Origin of the sequence: Allomesorhizobium camelthorni (assembly GCF_011045125.1) — a bacterium.
Taxonomy (GTDB): domain Bacteria; phylum Pseudomonadota; class Alphaproteobacteria; order Rhizobiales; family Rhizobiaceae; genus Allomesorhizobium; species Allomesorhizobium camelthorni.
Window position 1 is genome coordinate 232,088 of sequence record NZ_JAAKZF010000001.1, and the last position, 23,310, is coordinate 255,397.

The following is a 23,310-nucleotide window of genomic DNA, read 5'->3' on the forward strand; positions in this document are numbered from 1 at the left end:
GAAAAATTCCGCCATGAGGTGGAGGACGGCGCTCATTATGTCAATGGCGAAGTAGCTTTGCAGGTCAGAGCGCGAGGTCCCAGGTCTGGCCGACAAGGTCCTTGCCGAAGGAATGGTGGCGCTCTTCCCCGGTCAATTGGAAGCCTGCCGCCTGATAGATGCGGCGCGCCGAGACGAGCACATCGTTGGTCCAGAGCGTCAGGGTCTTGTAGCCTTTGGCGCGCGCGAATCCGATGCACTCGTCGACCAGCCGGCGACCGATGCCAAGACCCCGCGCCGAAGGCTCGACATAGAGCAGGCGCAATTTCGCCACCTCGGCGGATTTGCGCATGAGAAAGACCGATCCGACCACTTCGCCCTCACGCTCCGCGATCCAGGCGTTCTCGTATTCCGGGTCGAACGACTTGACGAAGCCGGCGAGAATTTCGGCCGCCAGCGCCTCATAGCTTTCGTTCCAGCCATATTCCCGGGCGTAGAGGACACCCTGACGGTGGATGATCCAGCCGATATCGCCGACCTGTAGCGGCCGCAGGATGTAAGGCGTTGACGGTTCCCGATTTTGACCGAGCAGACGCTGCACCCTTTGCATGGCCGCAACAACGGCCTCGCGATGTTCGGCGGAAAGCCGGCCGAGCAGGCCCGCAACTTCTTCCCGCGACGCCCGGTCAAGGGGCTCGAATGCCTTGCGGCCGGCGTCCGTTATCGACAGCACGGACTGCCGCGCATCCGTCGGCGCCGGCGCCCTGGTCACAAACCCGCGGCTTTCGAATTTCTTCAGCAGGCGGCTGAGATAGCCGGCGTCCAGCCCCAGGTCGCGGCCGAGATCGGTTGCCGTCAGGCCGTTGCGGTGGGCGAGTTCGTAGAGCACCCGCGCTTCGGTCAGCGAAAAGGCGCTTTTGTGCAGCCGCTCCTCCAGCAGGCCGATCTGACGCGTGTAGAACCGGGTAAACGCCCGCACATCCGCGATCTGCTCTTTGGATGGCTGCTCTTTGGTCGGGATCGAAACTTCGGTCATCGGAGCCTCCGCTGCTCCGATCAATGTCACGCAAACAGTTGACTGAGTCAAGTAATTGCGCGGTGGCGTAGGCGGTTCAAAAACTTGTGACGACGCTGATGCCGAGGCCTTCGAACCTGTCCATGGCCATCAGCGCTTCCGGCACTTCGGCGAGGCTGATCTTGTGGCCGACAAGTTTTTGCGGCGAAAGCTTGCCGGTCGCGATCATGTCCATCATCGCGCCGTAGCGGAACGCCTGCATACCGTGGCTGCCGAGGATTTCCAGTTCGAACGCGATCAACTTGCTCATCGGCACCTGCGCCCTGGCGTGGTCGCCCAGCATCAGTCCGACCTGAACGTGGCGACCGCGCCGGCGCAGATTGGAGATCGAGTTGTAGCAGGTCACGGGGTGGCCGAGCGCGTCGATGGAGACATGCGCGCCGCCCTTTGTGATCTGCTTGACCGCGCGGACGACATTTTCGGTTTTCGCGGCGTTGACAGTGGCTACCGCGCCCATTTGCCTGGCGAAATCGAGCTTCTCGTCGGTCAGGTCGATTGCGACGACATTGGCGCCCATCGCGGTGGCGATCATGATGGCGGACAGGCCCACGCCGCCGCAGCCATGCACCGCGACCCATTCGCCGGGTTTGGTCCGGCCCTGGTCGACTATGGCGCGGAAAGAGGTAACGAAGCGGCAGCCGAGCGCGGCCGCCGTGGCGAAATCGAGCTCCTCCGGCAGGCGGACGAGGTTGGTGTCGGCGAAGTCGAGCGCGACATATTCGGCGAAAGAGCCCCAGGCGCTGAAGCCGGGCTGAAACTGACGCTCGCAAACCTGGTGGTTGCCCGAATTGCACTCGAAGCAATGGCCGCAGCCGGCCACGAACGGCACGGTGACGCGGTCGCCGATCTTCCAGTTTTTTACGTGCGCGCCGACCGCCTGGACCGTGCCGGCAAGCTCGTGGCCGGGGACATGCGGCAGCGTGATGTCGGGGTCGTGCCCCATCCAGCCATGCCAGTCGCTGCGGCAAAGCCCGGTCGCCTCGACCTTTACCACCACGCCGTCCGGCGTCGGCGTGGGATCGGGGACGTTCCGGATGGCGGGCGGCGTGCCGAACTGCTCGAAGACCACGGCTTTCATGTGCTTGTTCCCGACTGGCGCGTTGGACAATAGCCGGTATATCGCCCGGAGCGCCGGGGCACAAATGTCCCAAGTTGACGGGAAAGAGCGGATCGATCGTCATTGTCTGCTCTCCGGCGCGTAATGGAGGATGACAACACCTGACTTGAGCGTCCTCGTCTCCAGATGCTTCAGGGGTATCCGGTTCGGGCCGCCCTTGAAGAACGGCGTGCCTCTCCCGAGAATGACGGGGTTGATCCCGAGGTGATACTCGTCGATCAGGCCGTGCTCCATCAGGGTCGCCGTGAGGTCGGCGCTGCCGAACACGAAGATGTCTCCGCCGTCCCTGGTCTTCAGCTTGGAGACTTCTTCCGCGACATTGCCGTTGAAGAGCTTCGTGTTGTTCCAGTCGGCGCTTTTCAGCGTGCGCGAGAAGACCACCTTCTCGATCTTGTTCATGAAGTCCGCGATCCAGCCTTGCTCGGACGGCCAATAGGCTGCCATGAGCTCGTAGGTCACGCGGCCGAAGATCAGCGTGTCGGCCTTTTCCTGGGTCTCTCGAATGTAGTTCTCGAGTTCTTCTTCGAAGACGAACCAGCTGATGTCCCTGTCCGGACCTTCGAAGATGCCGTCGACGGTCACCATGTCCCATATGATCAGTTTTCTCATAGAACCCTCCTCGTCGTGTATCCCTTTGTGAATTCTCGGCCCTATCCCGCTAAGCGGAAGCGCATGTTGGTGATTTGCCCCGCTTCCGAGACCTCGGTCTTCTTCTCCAGCCTGACCGGCTCCGGGCCCTTCTGACTGAAGAGGCGGATGCCGTCGCCGATGAAGACTGGCGCGACATGGATGAGGACCTCGTCCACGAGCCCTAATTCGAACCGACGGGAAGTCGCAGCATTTCAGCGGGATGCGACGAAGCGTTCCAGTTTGCCCAGGGTTTGCAGTCCCAGTTCCACGGCACCGAAGCCCTTCGCCTCCTGGAACTCGGCAGCCGTGCTGAATACCATGCCCAGCGTTACCTTCGTTGCCCCGTCCTGATCCTCGAACGAGGCCCAGGCGTCGGCATGTTTCGGCCCGTTTTCGCCCCAATGCAGCGTATAGCCGATCCTCTCCTCGGGCCGGACCTCGTTATAGAGATGGTGGTTCGGGAAGACCGTGCCGTCAGGCGCGATCATGTCGAATACCCATTCGCCGCCCGCTCGCAAGTCGATCCTCTTCGTTCGACAGGAGAAGCCTTCCGGCCCCCACCATTGCGGCAGCGTTTCAGAGTTCATCCACGCGCCCCACACGATGGATCGCGGCGCCTGAATCACCCGCTGCAGCACCATGGTCCGTTCAGCCGCGCCTGCGAGGTTATCCAGCCCGGCGCCGAAGCCTTCCCGGTAGCCCGCCTCCATGTCCTGCGCCAGCGATGAAAGCTGCACCGTCACGACCAGCCGGCTGCGCTCGTGCGTTCCCGAGATATCCGCCGTCACCAGCGCGACCGATTGCGTCACGCCTTCGGATGAGATCACCTCGTAGTTCACGCTGCACAGCGCCGGCTGCAACGCCAGCCAGCCGCACTCGCAGCGGATGTCCGGATGGCCCTCTACCTTGCAGAGCGAGACCTCGCGTCCACCCACCCTGGTGTCGGCCTCCAAGAACTCCACGGTGACCGAGGGCGATGGCGCAGCCCAGATCGCCCGCGCGGCCGGGGCCGTCCATGCCTCCCACAGCACCGCCGATGGGGCGGCAATGTCCCGTTCGAAGGTGAGCGTCGCAAAGCGGCCCTTCCTATTATCAGGCACCGCACGGGTCGCACTGGTTGTAGCGAGGTTCTGTGTCATTCTTCGCTGTCCTTCATCATATTCATCACAAATGCATCGAACCGGTCGAGCCGAGCCTCCCAGATGGCCCGCTGTTCATCGAGCCATGTCCGCACCGGATCCAGAGCCTCGGGTACGATGGCGCAGGTGCGTATCCGCCCGTCCTTGGACGTGGTGATCAACCCTGCCTCCTCCAGCACGGAAAGGTGCCGCATCACCGTGGGCAGCCGCAGTCCCGTGGGGCCGGCCAGATCCGTTACCCGCGCAGGTGTTTCGGCGAGCCGGGTCAGGATCGACCGGCGGGTCGGGTCGGCGAGCGCGTGGAAGAGCAGCGAGAGATCAGGATCATGCTTAGCCATGTCGCTAACTATCGCCCATCTGCCGGTGACGCAAGCGAAAACTTCGTCAAGTAGCTAAGTTTTTTTCCGCCCAACGCGCCGAGTTCTTGGAGCAGGCGGCTTCCGTTGCCGAGTCCGCTGAGAAGTTGCTCGCAGCGATGCGAGCGCAGGCCCTGGAAAACGACGGCTCAAGTCGCGCAGCCGTCTTGTGCCTGTTCGCGACACCCGGTAGCGTTGCCGGCGATGGTTCCCCGAACGCGCGAGCGCAAGGGGTGAAAAGGGAACACGGTGCGGCTCTTTCGTTCGAGCCAATGCCGTGGCTGCCCCCGCAACTGTAAGCGGTGAGCAACGCTCGACAACGCCACTGATCAGACGATCGGGAAGGCAGAGCAATGCGGAGACCCGCGAGCCAGGAGACCTGCCATCGCGTGAGTACTCGAACCGGACGGGGTGTGCCGGGAGGAAATGACGTGCAGCGGTCTTCGGTCGGCACGATCAGCTTCCTTCCGTGATCTATCGGAAGGAAATGAGCGGTTGCAGAAGAACAATTCAGCCAAGCAGTGCGATTTCGTTGCGGTTTTCCGGCAGTCCGCCTCCGGAATCGGGCAGCGGCCATGACCGCGCCTTTGTTAACCGCACGCGCGCTCAGCTTTCGATCGCAGTCCGGGCGACTGCTCGTCGACAATGTCGATCTGCGAATAGCCGCCGGCGAGAGGCTGGCAATCACCGGACCGAACGGCGCGGGCAAGACCACGCTTTTGCGCATGCTTGCAGGCGCGCTCCGCCCGGCCAGCGGCGAGGTGCTTCTCGGCGACCGCCGTCTGAGCGACCTTTCCAGTGTCGAACGGGCGCGCAGCATCGCGATCGTCGGCCAGATCGACCAGCCCGATCCGCGTTTGTCGGTCGTCGACTACGTGTCGCTCGGACGTATCCCGCATTCCCCCAGCCGAAATAGACGCAACGAAGCCGAGATCGTGCGCAATGCGCTCGACCGCATCTCGATCGACCATTTCAAGGATCGCCCTATCGGCTCGCTTTCCGGTGGAGAGAGGCAGCGTGCGCAACTGGCCCGCGCCATCGCGCAGGAGCCGAAGATCCTCTTCCTCGACGAGCCGACCAACCACCTCGATCCCAGGGCGCGCGCCGAACTGCTCGATCTCGTATCCCGCCTGTCGATCACGGTCGTCGCGGTGCTGCACGATCTGCCCCTGGTCGCCTCCTTCGCCACCAGGGTCGCTGTCATGAACGAGGCCAGGCTTCACGCGCACGGCACGCCCCGCGAGACGCTGACGCAATCCGTCGTCCGGCAGGTTTTCTCGATCGACGTCTTCCGTTTGCGCCACCCGGCCGAGGATCGCGAACTGACGGTGTTCGACGTGCCAAAAATCCATCCTTTCCCATAACCGCACAAAGGAACCCGACATGAGGCGTTATTCCATTTCGCTCGCATTTGCGCTTTTCGCCGCCCCGGCATGGGCATTCCCGGTGACCGTCGACAATTGCGGAACACCTCTGACCTTCGAAAGCGCGCCCAAGCGCGCCGTCATCCAGGACCTCAACATGACTGAAATGGCGTTCGCACTGGGCCTGCAGCCCTCGATCGTCGGCCTGACCGGGATTACCGGCTGGTACAAGGTCGGCCCGGAATTTGCCGCGCAGCAGGGCTCCATTCCGGAACTGGCGCCAAAATATCCGACCATCGAGAACCTCGTGGCGGTTCAGCCGGATTTCTTCTTCGCCGGCTGGTATTACGGCATGAAGCCGGGTGGCGACGTGACCCCGGACACGCTCGCCCCCTACGGCATCAAGACGCTGGTGCTGACAGAAAGCTGCGTCCATCTCCAGAAGGACCGGCCCGCCGCCTCGCTCGACCTTCTTTTCGGCGACATGGAGAAGCTGGGAAAGATCTTCGGCAAGGAGCACGAGGCCGAAGCGCTGATCGCCAAATGGAAAAACGAGCTGGAAACGATCAAGGACAAGGCGCCCGCGGGTGAAACCCGGGTATTCCTCTACGATTCGGGCGAAGACAAGCCGTTCACGGCCGGCAAATTCGCGATTCCGACGGCGATGATCGAGGCGGCCGGCGGCAGGAACATCATGGCGGATCTGGAAACCAGCTGGGGCACGACCGATTGGGAGACGGTGGCGACGCGCAATCCCGAGTTCCTCATCCTGCTGGATTACCAGGATGACGCCGGATACCGGAAGCTGCTCGATTTCCTGAAGGCGCACCCGGCGATGAAGGAGACCGATGCGGTCAGGAACGAGCGGTTCGTCGCGCTGCGCTACGCCGAACTGACACCCGGACCGGCCAATATCGAGGGCATCCGCAAGATCGCCAAGGCAATGCACCCGGAAGCGTTTTGAGTCGGGCGATGAGCGCCAGATACCACCTGAGCATGGCGGCCGGGGCGGCTGCCATCGCCGCGCTGGCGCTGCTTTCGATCGCCTATGGCTCGACCGTCATCCCGGTTTCGGAGGTGATCGCCGCGCTGGCCGGCGCACTCGGTTTCGAGGGGGGAGACGTCTCCGGCCCGGTCGGCAGGATCGTCGTCGACCTCCGCTTGCCGCGGACGCTGCTCGCAATATCCGTCGGCTCCGGCCTCGGCATCGTCGGGGCTCTGCTGCAAACCGTGACCCGCAACGACCTCGCTGACCCTTTCCTGTTCGGCTTGTCCTCCGGGGCGGCCGCCGGCGCTGTCTCGGTCATCACCATTTTCGGTGACCGGTTCGGAGTCTGGACCTTGCCGGCGGCCGCCTTCACGGGCGGAATACTTGCCGCGGGCGTCGTTCTCCTGCTCGTCAGCCGCGTTCGCGGCCAGGGGCCGGAGCGGCTGATCCTCGCCGGCCTCGCCGTATCTTTCCTTTTCATCGCCCTTACCAACTACATGGTTTTCGCGGGCGACCAGCGCGCCGCGCACTCGGTCCTGTTCTGGACGATGGGCGGCCTCGGGCTCGCCCGCTGGGACAACATCTTTCTTGCGGCAGCCGGCAGCCTAACCATCCTGGCCTTCGCCCTCTACAACAACCGCAAGCTCGACGCGCTGCTGGCCGGCGAAAGCACAGCCGAAAGCCTTGGCGTCGACGTGGCGCGGTTTCGCGCCCTCGTCTTCATCGCCTCGGCATTCTCGACGGCGGTCCTGGTGTCGGTTGCCGGCGTCATCGGCTTCGTCGGCCTGATGATCCCGCATCTGGCAAGGCGCGCCGCCGGTCCGCTCCACGTCCGGCTGGCGGTCGCCTCCGCCGTGTTCGGCGCGGCGCTGATCCTGGCCAGCGACGTTCTGGCCAGGACCATGCTGCCGCCGCAGGAATTGCCGATAGGCATCGTCACCAGCTCGATCGGCGCACTCTTCGTGGTGGCCATGCTGCTGCGACGCGGAAGCTGACCGGCCTCCGCTTCGCAATTCTGCTGCAATGCAATATGTATATTGCGGCGCAATATCACGGAGAAGCATCATGACCGTCAGAAGGACTGCCATCGTCACCGGCTCGACCTCGGGCATCGGCCTGGCAATAGCCCATGCGCTTGCAGCCGAAGGCTGCAACGTCGTCGTCAACTCCTTTTCGGATACGCCGCAGGACCACGCGATCGCCGAGGCGATCGCCAAGGAGCATCCGGGCGAGGCCGTCTACATCAAGGCCGACATGTCGAATGCCTTCGAATGCCGGGCGCTGGTGGAGCGGGCGGCGGAGAAATTCGGCTCGGTCGACATCCTCGTCAACAACGCCGGCATCCAGCATGTCGCGCCGGTGGAAGAATTCCCGGTCGAGAAATGGGATGCGATCATCGCGATCAACCTCACTTCGGCCTTCCACACCATCGCAGCCGCTGTGCCCCTGATGAAAAAGGCCGGCGGCGGGCGCATCGTCAACATCGCCTCGGCGCACGGGCTGATCGCCTCGCCGTTCAAATCGGCCTATGTATCGGCCAAGCACGGCATTATGGGCCTGACCAAGACGGTCGCCCTGGAGCTGGCGCGCGACAAGATAACCTGCAATGCGATCTGCCCCGGCTATGTGCTGACGCCGCTGGTCGAGGCGCAGATTCCGGACCAGATGAAGGCGCACGGCATGGACCGCGAGACGGTCATCCGCGAGGTCATGCTTGACCGGCAGCCGACCAAGGAATTCGTGACCGTCGAGGAGATCGCGGCCGCGGTTTCGTTCCTGTGCTCGCCGGCCGCCGCCCAGATCAACGGCACGCACATCTCGGTCGATGGCGGCTGGACGGCGGAGTGAGATGGGGCATTCCCTTCTCCCCTTCCACGGGGAGAAGGTGGCCCGCCCCTCCGATAAACTCGGGAGGCCGGATGAGGGGCAGCGTCAACTGCCGAAAGTTTGCGCCGCCCCTCATCTGCCTGCCGGCATCTTCTCCCCGTTCACGGGGAGAAGGGCGCTTTCGCCACCGCTGCAACCACTTCCGCAACGCAGAAGGATGCATTCATGACCACCAACGGCCATGCCTCGGATAAAAAACCGATCAACATCGCGTTGCAGGGCGGCGGCTCGCACGGCGCGTTTTCCTGGGGCGTGCTCGACCGGCTGATCGAGGACGGGCGGCTGGAATTCGCCGCCATATCCGGCACCAGCGCCGGCGCGATGAACGCGGTGGCGCTCGCCGACGGCTGGGTGCGCGGCGGCGCCGATGGCGCGCGGCAGAAGCTTTACGATTTCTGGCGCGCCGTGGCGCAAAAGGGCCGCTTCAGCCCGGTGCAGCGCACGCCCTGGGATGTCGCCTGGGGCAACTGGTCGGTGGAGAACACGCCGGGCTATATCTGGTACGATGCGGTGTCGCGCATGCTTTCGCCCTATGTCGCCAACCCGCTCAACCTCAATCCGCTGCGCGATGCGGTCCGCGACGAGATCGACTTCGACAATGTCCGCGCCTGCAAGGCGATGAAGCTGTTCATCTCGGCGACGAATGTCGAAACCGGCCAGCTTCGCGTCTTCAACCCGGACGAGATCGACATCGACGTGATCATGGCCTCGGCCTGCCTGCCACAGCTTTTCCAGGCGGTCGAGATCGACGGAAAACCCTATTGGGACGGCGGCTACGGCGGAAATCCGGCGATCTATCCGTTCTTCAAGGCGACGGAGACCGAGGATGTGCTTCTGGTGCAGATCAACCCGGTGATCCGCGAGGGGACGCCGAAATCCGCCAACGAAATACAGAACCGCATCGACGAGATCACCTTCAATGCCGGGCTGCTGAGGGAATTCCGCGCCATTGCCTTCATCAAGGACCTGATCGCGGCCGGACGGCTGCCGCATGGCGAGTTCCGCGACATCCGCATGCATCGCATCGACGCGGACGAGGCGTTCAAGGATCTGTCGGCCTCTTCGAAGGTCAATGCCGAATGGGCGTTCCTCGAATATCTGCGCGATCTCGGCCGCACCGCCGCCAGCGACTGGCTCGAGGAGAACTACGATGCCGTGGGCGAACGGCCGACGCTCGACCTTTCCGGCGATCTCGACGAGGAGTACCGTCCTATGCGCAGCAAGGGTCTCGGCAAGCGGGTGCAGGAATTCATGGCGACGCACAAGAAGCCCGCAGCGGCACGGCGCAGGGCTTAGCGAATGCGTTAGGCCCGAATTGCGATCTCGACCACCCTGACCAGCCCGCGGGCGGCGACATGCTGCTCCTCGGGATCGGGAATGCGCATCTTCATGCCTTCAAGTCCGTCGAGCAGCAGAGCCGAGAGCAGCGGAGCCGACAGGCCCCGCGCCTGGAGGTCGACGCCGTTGCGCCGGGCTTCGTCCGCGACCGCGGCTTCCACGAGAGCGCCGAGCCGGCTGCGCCAGGTGGCATGGAGATCGCCCGCAAGCCTGCTCTTCATGTCGAGAATTTCGGCGCCGTGCGGGGACGCCGCGATGTGCCGCATCATCGCGATCAGGCACTCCTCGATCATCGTCATCATCCGCTCGGCGAAAGGCCCCTCGCGCCGCAGGATGACGCCTGCCTGCGCGACCGAACCTTCCAGAAGCTGCTCGGCGATGGCCCGGTAGATATCGGTCTTGTTCTTGAACAGGAGGTAGAGCGCCGGCCGCGACATTTCCGCCGCGCTGGCGATGTCGCCCATCGTCGTGCGTGAAAAGCCGTAGGCGAGGACGAGCCTCGTCGCGGCCTCGAGAATGCGGGCTCGCTTGGGGTCGGCGGGTTGGGCGTCTATCGTCATATTCTTCACTTCGTTAATTGTCTATTGACAAAATAACAGAATTTGTCAAGTTGTCAGAGATCGGCGTCTCGGCGCCCCCGGCAGTGGACGAAAACCAAGGGTATCCCCATGCGCCTCATCGTCGACGGAAAATCAATAGAGTTCGAAGCCGATCCTGAAATGCCGCTGCTGTGGGCGCTGCGCGATCTCGCTGGCAAGACCGGGCCGAAATTCGGCTGCGGCATCGCCGCGTGCGGCGCCTGCACGGTGCATATAGGCGGCGAGGCGGTGCGCTCCTGCTCGCTGCCGGTGGGCCAGGTCGACGGCGAGGTCACCACCATCGAGGGACTCGCGGCCAGCGGCAAGCTGCACGCGGTGCAGCAGGCGTGGCTGGACGAGCAGGTGGCGCAATGCGGCTACTGCCAGGCCGGCCAGATCATGAGCGCTGCGGCGCTGCTCGAAGCCAATCCCGACCCGACCGACCAGGACATAGACGAGGCGATGAACGGCAATCTCTGCCGCTGCGGCACATATCCGCGCATACGCGCGGCGATTAAGAAGGCGGCCGCCCTCAAGACGGCGGGGATATGACCATGGCCAGCGTGGCAAAAATCGCACGGCGGACGTTCCTCATCGGCGCGGCGGCTGTCGCCGGCGGCGTTGCGGTCGGCTACTGGTACATCTCCCGCCCCTATGCGAACCCGCTCGAAGGCGGGCTTGCCGAGGGCGAAGCGACCTTCAATCCCTATGTGAAGATCGCTCCCGACAACACGATCACGGTGATCGCGCCGCGCGCCGAGATGGGCCAGGGAATCTCCACGACGCTCGCGGCGCTGGTCGCCGAGGAACTGGATGTCCCGCTCGATATGGTCAAGGTCGAGCACGGCCCGGCATCCTTCGCCTACTATAACGCGGCCCTGCTGGAAGAGGGCGGTCCTTTCCCGTTCTACGACCAGAGCCTGATGGCGGAGACCGTGCGGGGGGCGCTCGGCGGCGTCTCCAAGGCGCTCGGTTTCCAGGGCACCGGCGGCTCGTCCTCGATCCGCGACGGCTTCGAGAAGATGCGGCAGGCGGGCGCGGCGGCGCGCTACGTGCTGGTCGAGGCGGCGGCAAGGAAGCTCGGCGTCGCCGCCTCGGAGCTCAGCACCGCCAATGGCGCGATCGAGCACAAGGCATCGGGCCGAGAGGTCGCTTATGGCGAGGTGGCCGCCGCTGCGGCCGCTATCGATCCGCCCGCGACTGTGCGGCTCAAGGACAAGGCCGACTGGAAGCTACTCGGCAAGCCGCAGCCGCGCGTCGACATGCTGGCCAAGGTGACCGGCGCGCCGATCTTCGGCATCGACGTGGTGCTGCCCGACATGCTCTTCGGCACGGTGAAGATGAGCCCCCGCTTCTGGACGAAGCCGGTCGAGGCCGACCTGTCGAAGGCGGAAAAGATGCCGGGCGTGGTGAAGATCGTGGCGCTGGAGACGAGCTACGGTCACGGCTTCGGCGTGGTCGCCGAAAACACCTGGGCGGCGTTCCAGGCGGCCGACGCCATTGAGGTCGAATGGGAGGCGGCCGAGTATCCGGCCGACAGCGCCGCGATCTCAAAGACGTTGCAGGATGCGCTGGCCTCGGGCGACGGCTCGGCGCTGCGCGACGACGGCGATGTCGACACGGCCTTCGCCGATGCGCCGCGCGAAAGGCTGGTCGAAGCGGCCTACGAGGTTCCCTATCTCGCCCATGCGTGCATGGAGCCGATGAACGCCACCGCCCGGTTCAAGGACGGCGTGCTCGAAATCTGGTCGCCCAACCAGATGCCGACGATAACGCGCTATCTCTGCTCGGAAGCGGCCGGCATCGAACGCGACAAAGTCAATGTCCACACCACGCATCTCGGCGGCGGCTTCGGCCGGCGCGGCGAGATGGACTTTTCCATCTACGCCGCGCTGCTGGCGAAGGAAGCGGCCGGCCGGCCGGTGAAGGTCACCTGGACACGCGAGGAAGACATCCGCCACGACACGTACCGGCCGGCTGCGGCAGGCAGGTTCCAGGCCCGGCTCGGCGACGACGGGCTGCCGGAAGCGCTCGACATGCGCATCGCTTCGCCCTCGGTGATCGGCAGCGCGCTGCGGCGCATGTTCCCTTCGATCTCGCCGCTAGGCCCGGACCGGACCATAACCGATGGCTCGCACAACCAGCCATACGCTATCTCGAACTATCGCGTGACCGGCATTGCAGCCGACATCGGCATTCCGGTCGGCTTCTGGCGATCGGTCGGCAATTCCTACAACGGCTTCTTCCATGAGAGTTTCATGGACGAGATCGCGACCGCCGGCAAAACCGACCCGGTCGAGCTTCGCCGGAAGCTGATGGCCGACTGGCCGACAGCCGTGAAGGTGGTCGAGAAAGTGGCGGCGATGGCCAAATGGGGTGAGCCGCTGCCCTCAGGCAGAGCGAAAGGCTTCGCGTTCACGCTCTCCTTCGGCGGCTGGGTCGCGGAGGTCGTGCAGGTGGCCGACACGCCGGCCGGCATCCGCATAGAGAAGGTCTGGATCGCCGCCGATGTCGGCACGGCGCTCGATCCGGGCATCATAGAGGCGCAGCTGGTTTCTGGCGCGGTTTTCGGCCTCTCCGCCGCCCTGGGTCAAGAAATCACCATTGCCGAGGGCATGGTCGAGCAGTCGAATTTCCATGATTTCGACGCGATGCGGATTTCCCAATGCCCCGCGTTCGAGGTCGCCATACTGGAGAATGCGGAACGGATGGGCGGCGTCGGCGAAATCGGTACGCCGCCGGCCGCGCCCGCACTCGCCAATGCAGTATTTACCCTTACCGGCAAGCGCATCCGCACGCTTCCGCTGTCGAAGGAGGTCGCATTCGCATGAGGTCATCGAATCATGCTGACTCCTGCTGCCATTCCCACTGGTTGCAATTTTCGGCACATCAGCGCGTCGGGAGACCGGGCGGAGGGCCTGGAAAATGTCAGGAAAATGCTACCTGTGATAGCGCCATGAATTTTTCTGACTGTTTCGCGGCGCGACTTTGATGTAGGTATCGCGCGCCTGCGGAGCGTCGCTTCGCGGAGCGATTGAACATGGCCCGGCGCGATACCATATCGGTGGCGCCCTTGCGGACGCGGTCTGGCCAGCCCGACAACGGAAAACGATAATGTCGAGATTCAGGTTCCACAAGCTTGCCGCGTTGGTTGTGCTAGCGGGTTTTGCCGCCTGGACCGCGACGGGGGAATTTTCCTCGGTGGGCAGCGCCGCCAATGAAGACGAGAAAAAGACGGAAGCCGCCGAACAGCCGGCTGCTCCGCTGCGCACGGTTGCGGTTGTGACGCCGCCGCGCGTGCAGCATGCGCGCGCGATCCGCGTTTCAGGCAGGACCGATGCGGAGAAGCGCGTCACGCTAGCCACCCGCGTCATGGGTGTCATAGAGAGCCTGCCGGTGAAGCAGGGCCAGCGCGTCGAGCGCGGCGACCTGGTGATTCGTCTGGACGCTCAGGACAAGGAAGCAGCGGTCCGGATGGCCGAAAGCGTGGTCACGCAGCGGCAGGCCGAGGCTGAAGCCGCCGAGCGGCTGGTGGGGGGCGGCAACGCGCCCAAGCTCCAGGCCGACCAGGCCCGCGCCGCGCTGGCTACGGCCAAGTCGCAACTGGAGAGCGCCAAGGCCGAACTTGCCCAGTACGAGATACATGCACCCTACAACGGCGTCGTCGACCGGGTTCCCGTCCAGCGCGGCAGCACCATCCTGGCGGGCGCCGAGGTGGCGACGCTGATCAATCTCGACCCGTTGCTCGCCATCGGCGAGGTGAGCGAACGCGATCTGCGCTATCTGAAGCTCGGCGACACGGCGGAGATACGGCTGGTCGACGGCACGACCGTGAAGGGCACGCTGCGCTACATCAGCCGCGATGCTTCATCCGCCACCCGCACGTTCCGCATTGAAGTGGCCATTCCCAACGAGAACAAGGAGCTGCCGGCCGGCATGACAGCCGAGATCAAGCTGCTCGCCGAGGCCGCCGACGCCGTGGCGCTGCCACGTTCGGTCGTCACGCTCTCCGCAGACGGCGATCTGGGCATTCGCGCCGTCGACAAGGACAACAAGGTCGTGTTCTTCCCGATCGATCTCGTCGACGACACGCCGAACGGTCTGGTGCTTGGCGGGATTCCGGCCGATGCCCGCGTCATCGTCGCCGGGCAGGATCTCGTCACCGAGGGCGACGCGGTAAAGGCCGTCGAAGCCGACCAGGAGACGATCAGGAACCTTGCCGCCGAAGCCGAAAGCGGGACCCTGTAAGCCGATGGATATCGTCAAGCTAGCGATACGCAATACGCGTCTGACGCTTTCGGTGCTGCTGTTCATGGTGATCGCGGGAGCGGTTGCCTATCAGTCGGTGCCCAAGGAGGCGGAACCGGACGTCGCCGTCCCGATCATGTATGTCAGCCTGGTGTATCAGGGCATCTCGCCGGAAGATTCCGAGCGCCTGCTGCTGCGCCCGGTGGAGCAGCAGCTGAAGAGCCTCAAGGGCCTCAAGGAGATGAAATCCGCCGCCTATCAGGGTGGCGGCTATGTGCTTGTCGAATTCGATCCGTCGACGGATCTCGGCGACGCACTGATCGACACCCGCAACAAGGTGCAGGACGCCAAGCGCGACCTTCCTGTCGGCGTCGAGGAGCCGACGGTCAACGAGGTCAATCTGTCCGAGTTTCCGGTCGTGTTCGTCACGCTGTCCGGCGACATACCGGAGCGCGTGCTGACGGCCGCGGCAAAGGCCCTGCGCGACCGCATCGAGGAAGTGCCCGGGGTTCTGGAGGGCGTGATCCAGGGCTCCCGAGACGAAATGGTCGAAGCCATCATCGATCCGATGAAGCTCTCGTCCTACGGGCTGCAGCTCGACCAGCTGATCCAGGGCATCGGCCAGTCCAACAGCCTGGTCGCCGCCGGCGCCATCGAAGGTTCCGAAGGCAAGTACGCCATCAAGGTGCCGGCCCTGATCGAGACGCCGCTGGATGTAGCCAACCTGCCCGTCGTCGCCGGCCCGAACGCGGTTGTGCGTGTGCGCGACCTGGCGACGGTGCGCTCAACATTCGAGGACGCGGAAACGATAGCCCGTCTCGACGGCAGGAACGCCATCGTCATCGAGGTCAAGAAGCGCATCGGCGCCAATGTGGTCGAGACGATCGAGGGCGCCCAGCGCGTCGCCGACCAGTACGTCGCCGAGAACAAGCAGACCTTGCCGGACCTGCAGGTCACCTACACCCAGGACAAATCGGTATTCGTCAAGCAGCTCCTGTCGGATCTGCAGAACCATGTGATGATCGCCGTCATCCTGGTGTTCATCGTCATTCTCTACGCGTTGTCCGGCCGCGCCTCTATGCTGATCGGCCTGGCGATCCCATCATCCTTCCTGATGGGCATCCTGCTGCTTGCGATGATGGGCTACACGATCAACATGGTCGTGCTGTTCTCGCTGATCCTGGCGGTCGGCATGCTGGTCGACGATGCCATCATCGTCACGGAGTTCGCCGAGCGCCGCATGTCGGAAGGCATGCCGAAGGAACAGGCTTTCGAACTGGCCGCCAAGCGCATGGCGGGCCCGGTCATCGCCGCCACGCTCACGCGCATCGCGGCCTTCTCGCCGCTGCTGTTCTGGCCGGGCATCGTCGGCGATTTCATGAAGTATCTGCCGATCACGCTGATCGTGACGCTCGCCGCCTCGATGGCCTATGCGCTGATCTTCGCCCCGGCAATCGGCGCGATCATCGGCAAGGCGCCGCTGCACACCGAGGAAGACCGCCGCGACGGGCTCTATATGGCGCTCGTCAAAAAGGCCGTGGCCTATCCGATCACCGTGCTCGTCCTGACGGTCGCGCTGCTGGGCGGAGGGCTCTACGCCTACACCCAGTATGGCAACGGCGTCGAATTCTTCCCGAACGTCGAGCCGGACTACGGCCTGCTCTACGTCCATGCCCGAGGCAATTTGTCGCTCGAGGAGATGGATGTGGCCACCCGCATCGTGGAAGGCCGCATCCTCGGCTGGCCCGGCCTGAAATCGGTCTACACCCGCGTCGGCAAGACGCGCGGCGGCGGAGCGGACGTTCCCGAAGACGTGATCGCGGTCATCAACTACGAATTCATCGACTTCCGCGAGCGCAAGTCCGCGCATCATATTCTGGACGATCTCCGTGTCGCCATGGCCGGCATTCCCGGCGTCGACGTCGAGGTGCGCACGCCCGACGCGGGCCCGCCCACCGGCAAACCGATCCAGGTACAGCTTTCCGCGGTCAATCCGGAAGGCCTCAACGAATATGCCGGGGAAGTCGCCGCGGCCGTGGCGAAGGTTCCCGGCGTAATCGAGCTGTCGGACGGCCTGCCGCCGCCCGGCATCGACTGGGCGCTTGAGGTCGACCGCTCAAAGGCGGCCCAATACGGCGTATCGCCCATGGCGGTCGGCACCGTGGTGCAGCTCGTCACCACCGGGCTTAAACTCACCGACTATCGGCCGGCGGGCGCCGACGACGCGGTCGACATCCGGCTGCGCCTGCCGGAAGACCGCCGCACGCTCGCAGCGCTCGACCAGCTACGCATCGAAACCGCAACGGGCTCGGTGCCTATCTCCAATTTCGTCACCCGCAAGCCGGAGCTGACGAGCGGCATACTGAACCGCATCGACGGCAAGCGGACCATCACCATCCAGGCCAACGTGGCGACGGGCTTTCAGGACGCCGCCGTGCAGGCGGAGGTCAGCAATGTCGTCGGCGCGATGGCCAAGCCCGGGATCGAGTGGAAGCTCGCCGGCTCGAACGAAGACAGCGCGGAGGCCAGCGCCTTCCTGATCAATGCCTTCGGCGCGGCGATCTTCCTGATCTTCATCGTGCTTCTGGCGCAGTTCAACAAGTTCACCAGCGTCGTGCTGGTGCTGACCTGCGTGGTCATGGCCGTCGTCGGCGCATTGCTCGGCATGCTGCTTACCGGCCAGACCTTCGTCATCGTGATGTCGGGGATCGGCTTCATCGCGCTGGCGGGCGTCGTCGTGAACAACAACATTGTTCTGATCGATACGTACGACCGCTTGCGCGAGGAAGGCTGGAGCAAATATGACGCCGTGCTGCAGACCTGTCGCGAGCGCGCGCGGCCCGTCGTGCTCACGGCGGTGTCGGCTATCCTCGGCGTGCTGCCCATCGCCTTCGGTCTCGGGCTGGAAATCTTCCATCACGAGATGACGATCAATGCGCCTTCGACCCAGTGGTGGATCGCCCTGTCTTCGGCGATCGTGTTCGGCCTGTCCTTCGCGACGGTGCTGACGCTGATCGTGACGCCGTCGATGCTGATGGTCTTCACCCGCGAGACCCAAAGGAAGAAGGGCAAACGCGGCTGGATCGCCCGGCTGTTCCGCCGCGGCGGCAAGGCCGCAGCGCCGGCAGCCGTCGAGCCGGTCGCCGTTCCGGGCGAGGTCGCTTTCCCGAAAGCCGCAGAGTAGGCGCAAGCCACGGTAGCAGTTTATGAGCCCCGCCGGGAACCGGCGGGGCCAATTGTGCATTGTTGTCTCATTGCAGCACCCGCTCCGAGGGAACATGCCATGACACTGACGACCATTTTGATCATCATTCTCATTCTTATCCTGATCGGCGCCGTGCCCGCCTGGCCGTATTCGCGCGCCTGGGGCTATGGTCCTTCCGGCATCGTCGGACTTATTCTGGTGGTGCTTCTGATCCTGCTTCTGATGGGGCGGATCTGACGTAATCTTCTGACGGTCCGATCAACGGAGAATGCTTCCGTGTTTGTTTCCACGGTCAGTCAATTTTGCAATCGTGGTTAAGCAACAGAGTTAAGCACGCCTTAACCTTTGCGTTTCATTATCCAAGAAGAATTCAATCTTGGGTCGCGCGCAACTTTGCGTCGCGAGGATGCGCAGGGGTATGGAAATGCACAATTTCGCAAAGAAGATTCTTGCGGCCATCATCGTGGCCGGAGCGGCGACGCCAGCAATGGCGGCCGACCTCTACGAGCCGCCGATCATCGAGGTGCCCACGCCGGTCTATGGCGGCTGGTACATTCGCGGCCATATCGGCATGAGCAACCAGGACTTCGATGGGCTGGATTCCAGCCTTTACGATAACCCGACCATCTCCGACTTCGGCTGGTACGACGAAGGCGGCTTCGCCTCTGCGCCGCTCTTCGGCGCCGGCATCGGCTACGAGTTCAACGACTACCTGCGCGGCGACCTGACTGTCGAGTATCGCGGCAAGTCCGACTTCGAAGCCCTCGACTGGGTGGATTCCACTGTCACCGGCCTGACCACCAACGATTTCCGCGCCAAGAAATCGGAATGGCTGATCATGGCCAACGCCTATGCCGATCTCGGCACCTTCTACAGCGTCACGCCATATCTCGGCGCAGGCATCGGCGCATCGCGCAACACGATATCGCATTTCCGCGACACCAACATAATTACCGGCGGCGGCGGCTATGCCGACGACGAGTCGGAATGGAACTTCGCCTGGGCGCTGCATGCGGGCCTGGGCATCGAGGCGACCGAAAGGCTGACCCTCGATCTCGGCTACAGCTTCGTCTCGCTCGGCGATGCAAAGACCGGAACCTTCCACAATGACGATCCGGCCTTCGATATCGACAATGACGGGTTCCAATTCAACGACATCTACTCGCACGACTTCAAGCTCGGCGTGCGCTACGCGCTCAACTAGGCGCCGCGCAGAAACCACGGAAGAGGCTCCTCCGGGAGCCTTTTTTGTTGGTTTCAGGCGGTCGCGGCGCGCAGCCTCAAAATAGCCGTTAACCTTAACCGGCACTTAACCACTATGGTTAACAATGCTTCTGACGGGGCGGGCTGGCTTTTTGGGCCTCGCCATTTCGGGAGTGTGGCTATGACCCAGAAATCGCGTATTCTTCTTTTGCTGGCCGCCGGGGCGCTCATGCCGCTCGCGCCGGCGCATGCGGCCGATTACGATCCGCCGATTTTCGTGGAGGAGGCAGCCGAGTTCGTCCCGGTCGAAGTGGGCTCGGGGTGGTACCTGCGCGGCGATGTGGGATACGTGCTTTCCACCGACATGGGGCGGGTCGACTACCGGACCTTCGATCCGATCACCGCGACTTATGGCAGCGCCTCCTTCGACACTCATGAACTGGACGAGGACTTCACCTGGGGCGGCGGCTTCGGCTACCGCTACAATGACTGGATTCGCGGCGACCTGACGGTCGACGGCTTTCGCGCCGATTTCGACGGCACGACATCGTCCGACGGCCCCTGCACTGGCGATCCGATCCTGGCCGGGACAGGCTGCCGTTCGGAGGATTCTTCTTCCGTGTCGGTCGTGAGCTTGATGGCCAACGGCTATATCGATCTCGGCACCTATGTCCGCGTGACGCCCTATGTCGGCGCAGGCGTCGGCTACAGCTATCTCTCCTGGGGCGGTCTCGACAGCACCAATTATTGCGTGGACGGCGTGAGCCCCTGCCCGGCGCCCGGCGGCGCGATCTCGAGCGCAGACCACGGTGGCGAGAAGGATTGGCGCTTCACCTACGCCTTCATGGCGGGCGCGGCATATGACCTCACCAAGAATCTGAAGCTCGATCTCGGCTACAAGTACCGCCACATCGACGGCGGCGACATGTTCGGCTGGGACGACTTCTCGGACGCAGCCGGCGCTTCCGGCATCCAGGGCACCGATGACGGCTTTTCGACCCACGAGGTCAAGGTCGGCTTGCGCTATGAACTCTGGTAGACGCGGCACAATTTCGGTGACCAACGCGGCGGGCTTCGGCCTGCCGTTTTTCGTTCACGGCCTGAATGCGACAAAAACATTTCTCTTGACGCCAGGAGCCTCAGGCAATATCGCCGTCCGTGGGCCACCCCTCCCCAACGAGGGGCCACTATCTGGAAGGATAGAACCACGATGACGACGCTTTCGAAGCCGGACTTGCGTCCGGCAAATCCCAATTTCTCCTCAGGTCCCTGCGCCAAACACCCCGGCTGGTCGCTCCGGGCGCTCGGCAATGCCGCGCTCGGCCGCTCCCATCGCGCAAAAATCGGCAAGACAAAGCTTGAGAACGCGATCGCGCTGACCCGCGAAGTGCTCCAGGTTCCGGCCGACTACCGGATCGGCATCGTGCCGGCTTCCGACACCGGCGCCGTCGAGATGGCGCTGTGGTCGCTGCTCGGCGAGCGCGGCGTCGATATGCTGGCCTGGGAAAGCTTCGGTGCCGGCTGGGTCACCGATGTGGTGAAGCAGCTCAAACTGCCGGACGTGCGCCTGTTCGAAGCGCCCTATGGCGAATTGCCCGATCTCGCTGCCGTCGATTTCGACCGCGACGTCGTCTTTACCTGGAACGGCACCACCTCCGGCGCACGCGTGCCGAACGGCGACTTCATCCCCGCCGGCCGCAAGGGCCTGACCATCTGCGACGCCACCTCGGCGGCCTTTGCGCAGCGTCTCGACTTTGCCAAGCTCGATGTCGCCACCTTCTCCTGGCAGAAGGTGCTGGGCGGCGAAGGCGCGCATGGCATGCTGATCCTGAGCCCACGCGCCGTCGAACGCCTGGAAACCTACAAGCCAGCATGGCCGCTGCCGAAAATCTTCCGCCTGACCTCGGGCGGCAAGCTGATCGAGGGCATCTTCAAGGGCGAGACGATCAACACGCCTTCCATGCTGGCGGTCGAGGACTATCTCGACGCGCTCCAATGGGCCAAATCGATCGGCGGGCTCGATGCCCTGATCGCTCGCGCGGACGCCAATGCGGCCGTCATCGCGGACTGGGTTACCGGTAATCCGGCCGTCGATTTTCTCGCTTCCGCCCCGGACACACGTTCCAACACCTCGGTTTGCCTGCGCTTCGTCGATCCGGCAGTCGCCGTCCTCGACGATTCCGGCCAGCAGGCCATCGTGAAAGGCCTGACCGGATTGCTCGAAGCGGAGAAGGTCGCCTACGACATTGCGAGCTACCGCGATGCGCCGCCGGGCCTGCGCATCTGGTGCGGGGCGACCGTCGAGACTTCCGATGTCGAGGCGCTGATGCCCTGGATCGACTGGGCCATCGCCATGCAGAAGGCCACGCTGAAGGCGGCTGCCTGACCGGTTCTTTCCTCCCCTTGCGGGGAGGTTGGCCCGAAGGGTCGGGTGGGGTGGTGACGAAGGTGCGGTCTTGCAGGAGACGCATGGCACCGAGCTTCAACCTTCCCCTCCCAGCATTCTTTCCACCCCCACCCGTCGGCTACGCCGACACCCTCCCCGCAAGGGGGAGGGAACGCCAATCGCAAAGGACACTCCCATGCCCCGCGTTCTCGTTTCCGACAAACTCTCCACCACCGCCGTCCAGATATTCAAGGATCGCGGCGTCGAGGTCGACTATCTGCCCGACATCGGCAAGGACAAGGAGAAGCTGCTCGAGATCATCGGCCAGTATGACGGCCTCGCCATCCGCTCCGCCACCAAGGTGACGGAAAAGCTGATCGCGGCCGCACCGAGGCTGAAGGTGATCGGCCGTGCCGGCATCGGCGTCGACAATGTCGACATACCGGCCGCCAGCCGCAAGGGCATCATCGTGATGAACACGCCCTTCGGCAATTCGATCACCACAGCCGAGCACGCCATCGCGATGATATTCGCGCTGGCGCGCCAGATCCCGGAGGCAAACGCCTCCACCCATGCCGGCAAATGGGAAAAGAACCGCTTCATGGGCGTCGAGATCACCGGCAAGACGCTCGGCATTATCGGCTGCGGCAATATCGGCTCGATCGTCGCCACGCGCGGCGTCGGGCTGAAGATGCACGTCATCGCCTTCGACCCGTTTCTTTCCGAAGACCGCGCCTCGGAACTCGGCGTTGAGAAGGTCGATCTCGACACGCTGTTCGCCCGCGCCGACTTCATCACGCTGCACACGCCGCTGACCGACAAGACGCGGAACATCATCAATGCCGACACGATCTCCAGGATGAAGAACGGGGTCCGCATCATCAACTGCGCCCGTGGCGGGCTTATCGTCGAGGCGGATCTGATCGCGGCGCTGAAGAGCGGCAAGGTGGCCGGGGCCGGCATCGACGTGTTCGAGACCGAGCCGGCGACGGAACACCCGCTGTTCGGCATGGAAAATGTCGTCACCACGCCGCACCTCGGCGCCTCCACGACGGAAGCGCAGGAAAACGTGGCGCTGCAGATCGCCGAGCAGATGTCGGACTATCTGGTCAAGGGCGCGGTCTCCAACGCCATCAACATGCCCTCGATCACCGCCGAGGAAGCGCCGCGGCTGAAACCCTTCGTCAAGCTCGCCGAGGTGCTGGGCGCATTTGTCGGCCAGGTGACTGAAGACCCGATCAAGGAGGTGGAGATCCTGTTCGACGGCGCCACCGCCACGATGAACACGCGCGCCCTTGTCAGTGCTGCGCTCGCCGGACTGATCCGGCCGCAGGTTTCCGACGTGAACATGGTGTCGGCGCCGATCATGGTGAAGGAACGCGGCATCATCGTCGCCGAGGTCAAGCGCGACAAATCGGGCGTCTTCGACGGCTACATCAAGCTCACGGTGACGACCGAAAAGCAGACGCGCTCGATCGCCGGAACCTGCTTTTCCGATCACAAGCCGCGTTTCATTCAGATCAAGGGCATCAATCTAGACGCCGAAGTCGGCCAGCACATGCTCTATACGACCAACCCCGACGCCCCCGGCATCATCGGGCTGCTCGGAACCATTTGTGGCAACAACAACGTCAACATCGCCAACTTCCAGCTCGGCCGCAACCGGCCGGGCGGCGACGCCATCGCGCTGCTCTATCTCGATGCGCCGTTCCCCGAAAAGGCGCTGGCGGAACTGCGGGCCAACAAGTCGATCGATTCGGCCAAGCGGCTGCAGTTCGATGTGGGGAGCGTGTGAGAGGGCATCGGCATTAGCGATT

General features: G+C 63.8%; 21 protein-coding genes and 1 riboswitch. Of the genes, 14 read left to right on the top strand and 7 right to left on the bottom strand.

The genetic code is table 11. From position 1 onward, the window contains the following. Positions 1-64: 64 nt before the first annotated feature. From G6N73_RS01155 to G6N73_RS01180, 6 genes are all read right to left on the bottom strand, one after another. Complete coding sequence (locus G6N73_RS01155; protein ID WP_165022051.1) at positions 65-1,015, bottom strand: bifunctional helix-turn-helix transcriptional regulator/GNAT family N-acetyltransferase; 951 nt, start codon at positions 1,013-1,015, stop codon at positions 65-67. A gap of 76 nt (positions 1,016-1,091) precedes the next feature. After that, the gene (locus G6N73_RS01160) at positions 1,092-2,132 is read right to left on the bottom strand and encodes a zinc-dependent alcohol dehydrogenase family protein (protein ID WP_165022054.1); all 1,041 of its coding nucleotides are present in this window, start codon (positions 2,130-2,132) and stop codon (positions 1,092-1,094) included. 99 nt (positions 2,133-2,231) lie between these two features. Then, positions 2,232-2,780, bottom strand: coding sequence for a dihydrofolate reductase family protein (locus G6N73_RS01165; protein WP_165022057.1), 549 nt, complete (start codon positions 2,778-2,780; stop codon positions 2,232-2,234). 41 nt (positions 2,781-2,821) lie between these two features. After that, on the bottom strand, positions 2,822-2,977 hold the full coding sequence (locus tag G6N73_RS01170; protein ID WP_165022061.1) for a dihydrofolate reductase family protein: 156 nt from the start codon (positions 2,975-2,977) through the stop codon (positions 2,822-2,824). A 36-nt stretch (positions 2,978-3,013) separates the two neighbouring features. Then, positions 3,014-3,940: an SRPBCC family protein gene (locus G6N73_RS01175; RefSeq protein WP_165022064.1), complete on the bottom strand. Its 927-nt coding sequence runs from the start codon at positions 3,938-3,940 to the stop codon at positions 3,014-3,016. Beyond that, positions 3,937-4,278 (bottom strand): ArsR/SmtB family transcription factor, encoded by a 342-nt coding sequence (locus G6N73_RS01180; RefSeq protein ID WP_165022067.1) that lies wholly within the window; start codon positions 4,276-4,278, stop codon positions 3,937-3,939. The genes G6N73_RS01175 and G6N73_RS01180 overlap by 4 nt, the downstream gene beginning before the upstream one ends. A 206-nt stretch (positions 4,279-4,484) precedes the next feature. Then, positions 4,485-4,697: riboswitch (cobalamin riboswitch) on the top strand. 174 nt (positions 4,698-4,871) lie between these two features. Between G6N73_RS01180 and G6N73_RS01185 the strand changes: the two genes are divergently transcribed. The 5 genes from G6N73_RS01185 to G6N73_RS01205 all read left to right on the top strand — a co-directional run bounded on the left by G6N73_RS01185 (position 4,872) and on the right by G6N73_RS01205 (position 9,831). Next, positions 4,872-5,660, top strand: coding sequence for an ABC transporter ATP-binding protein (locus G6N73_RS01185; RefSeq protein WP_165022070.1), 789 nt, complete (start codon positions 4,872-4,874; stop codon positions 5,658-5,660). Positions 5,661-5,679: 19 nt separating this feature from the next. Then, the gene (locus G6N73_RS01190; protein ID WP_165022073.1) at positions 5,680-6,624 is read left to right on the top strand and encodes an ABC transporter substrate-binding protein; all 945 of its coding nucleotides are present in this window, start codon (positions 5,680-5,682) and stop codon (positions 6,622-6,624) included. 8 nt (positions 6,625-6,632) lie between these two features. Further along, on the top strand, positions 6,633-7,643 hold the full coding sequence (locus G6N73_RS01195; RefSeq protein WP_165022076.1) for a FecCD family ABC transporter permease: 1,011 nt from the start codon (positions 6,633-6,635) through the stop codon (positions 7,641-7,643). A 70-nt stretch (positions 7,644-7,713) separates the two neighbouring features. Then, positions 7,714-8,496 (top strand): 3-hydroxybutyrate dehydrogenase, encoded by a 783-nt coding sequence (locus tag G6N73_RS01200; protein ID WP_165022078.1) that lies wholly within the window; start codon positions 7,714-7,716, stop codon positions 8,494-8,496. Positions 8,497-8,700: 204 nt separating this feature from the next. Beyond that, positions 8,701-9,831: a patatin-like phospholipase family protein gene (locus G6N73_RS01205; RefSeq protein ID WP_165022081.1), complete on the top strand. Its 1,131-nt coding sequence runs from the start codon at positions 8,701-8,703 to the stop codon at positions 9,829-9,831. An 8-nt stretch (positions 9,832-9,839) separates the two neighbouring features. Here the strand turns inward: G6N73_RS01205 and G6N73_RS01210 are convergent, their stop codons facing one another. Further along, positions 9,840-10,433 (bottom strand): TetR/AcrR family transcriptional regulator, encoded by a 594-nt coding sequence (locus tag G6N73_RS01210; RefSeq protein WP_165022084.1) that lies wholly within the window; start codon positions 10,431-10,433, stop codon positions 9,840-9,842. Between the two features lie 108 nt (positions 10,434-10,541). Here G6N73_RS01210 and G6N73_RS01215 point away from each other — a divergent pair, with 108 nt between their 5' ends. From G6N73_RS01215 to serA, 9 genes are all read left to right on the top strand, one after another. Beyond that, positions 10,542-11,003 carry a (2Fe-2S)-binding protein gene (locus tag G6N73_RS01215; protein WP_165022087.1) on the top strand — a complete coding sequence of 154 codons (462 nt, stop codon included), beginning with the start codon at positions 10,542-10,544 and terminating at the stop codon, positions 11,001-11,003. 2 nt (positions 11,004-11,005) lie between these two features. Continuing rightward, on the top strand, positions 11,006-13,282 hold the full coding sequence (locus G6N73_RS01220; protein WP_165022090.1) for a xanthine dehydrogenase family protein molybdopterin-binding subunit: 2,277 nt from the start codon (positions 11,006-11,008) through the stop codon (positions 13,280-13,282). Positions 13,283-13,565: 283 nt separating this feature from the next. Continuing rightward, positions 13,566-14,699, top strand: coding sequence for an efflux RND transporter periplasmic adaptor subunit (locus tag G6N73_RS01225; protein ID WP_206078587.1), 1,134 nt, complete (start codon positions 13,566-13,568; stop codon positions 14,697-14,699). A 4-nt stretch (positions 14,700-14,703) separates the two neighbouring features. Next, on the top strand, positions 14,704-17,883 hold the full coding sequence (locus G6N73_RS01230) for an efflux RND transporter permease subunit (protein WP_165022093.1): 3,180 nt from the start codon (positions 14,704-14,706) through the stop codon (positions 17,881-17,883). Positions 17,884-17,982: 99 nt separating this feature from the next. Beyond that, positions 17,983-18,141 (top strand): DUF3309 family protein, encoded by a 159-nt coding sequence (locus G6N73_RS01235; protein ID WP_165022096.1) that lies wholly within the window; start codon positions 17,983-17,985, stop codon positions 18,139-18,141. Between the two features lie 181 nt (positions 18,142-18,322). Beyond that, a complete protein-coding gene (locus G6N73_RS01240) occupies positions 18,323-19,108 on the top strand; it encodes an outer membrane protein (RefSeq protein WP_165022099.1) in 786 nt (261 codons plus the stop codon). A gap of 180 nt (positions 19,109-19,288) precedes the next feature. Further along, positions 19,289-20,146 carry an outer membrane protein gene (locus tag G6N73_RS01245; protein ID WP_165022102.1) on the top strand — a complete coding sequence of 286 codons (858 nt, stop codon included), beginning with the start codon at positions 19,289-19,291 and terminating at the stop codon, positions 20,144-20,146. Between the two features lie 171 nt (positions 20,147-20,317). Further along, complete coding sequence (locus tag G6N73_RS01250) at positions 20,318-21,493, top strand: phosphoserine transaminase (RefSeq protein ID WP_165022105.1); 1,176 nt, start codon at positions 20,318-20,320, stop codon at positions 21,491-21,493. Positions 21,494-21,689: 196 nt separating this feature from the next. After that, positions 21,690-23,288, top strand: a complete 1,599-nt coding sequence (serA, locus tag G6N73_RS01255) for a phosphoglycerate dehydrogenase (protein ID WP_165022108.1) — start codon at positions 21,690-21,692, stop codon at positions 23,286-23,288. Positions 23,289-23,310 lie beyond the last annotated feature (22 nt).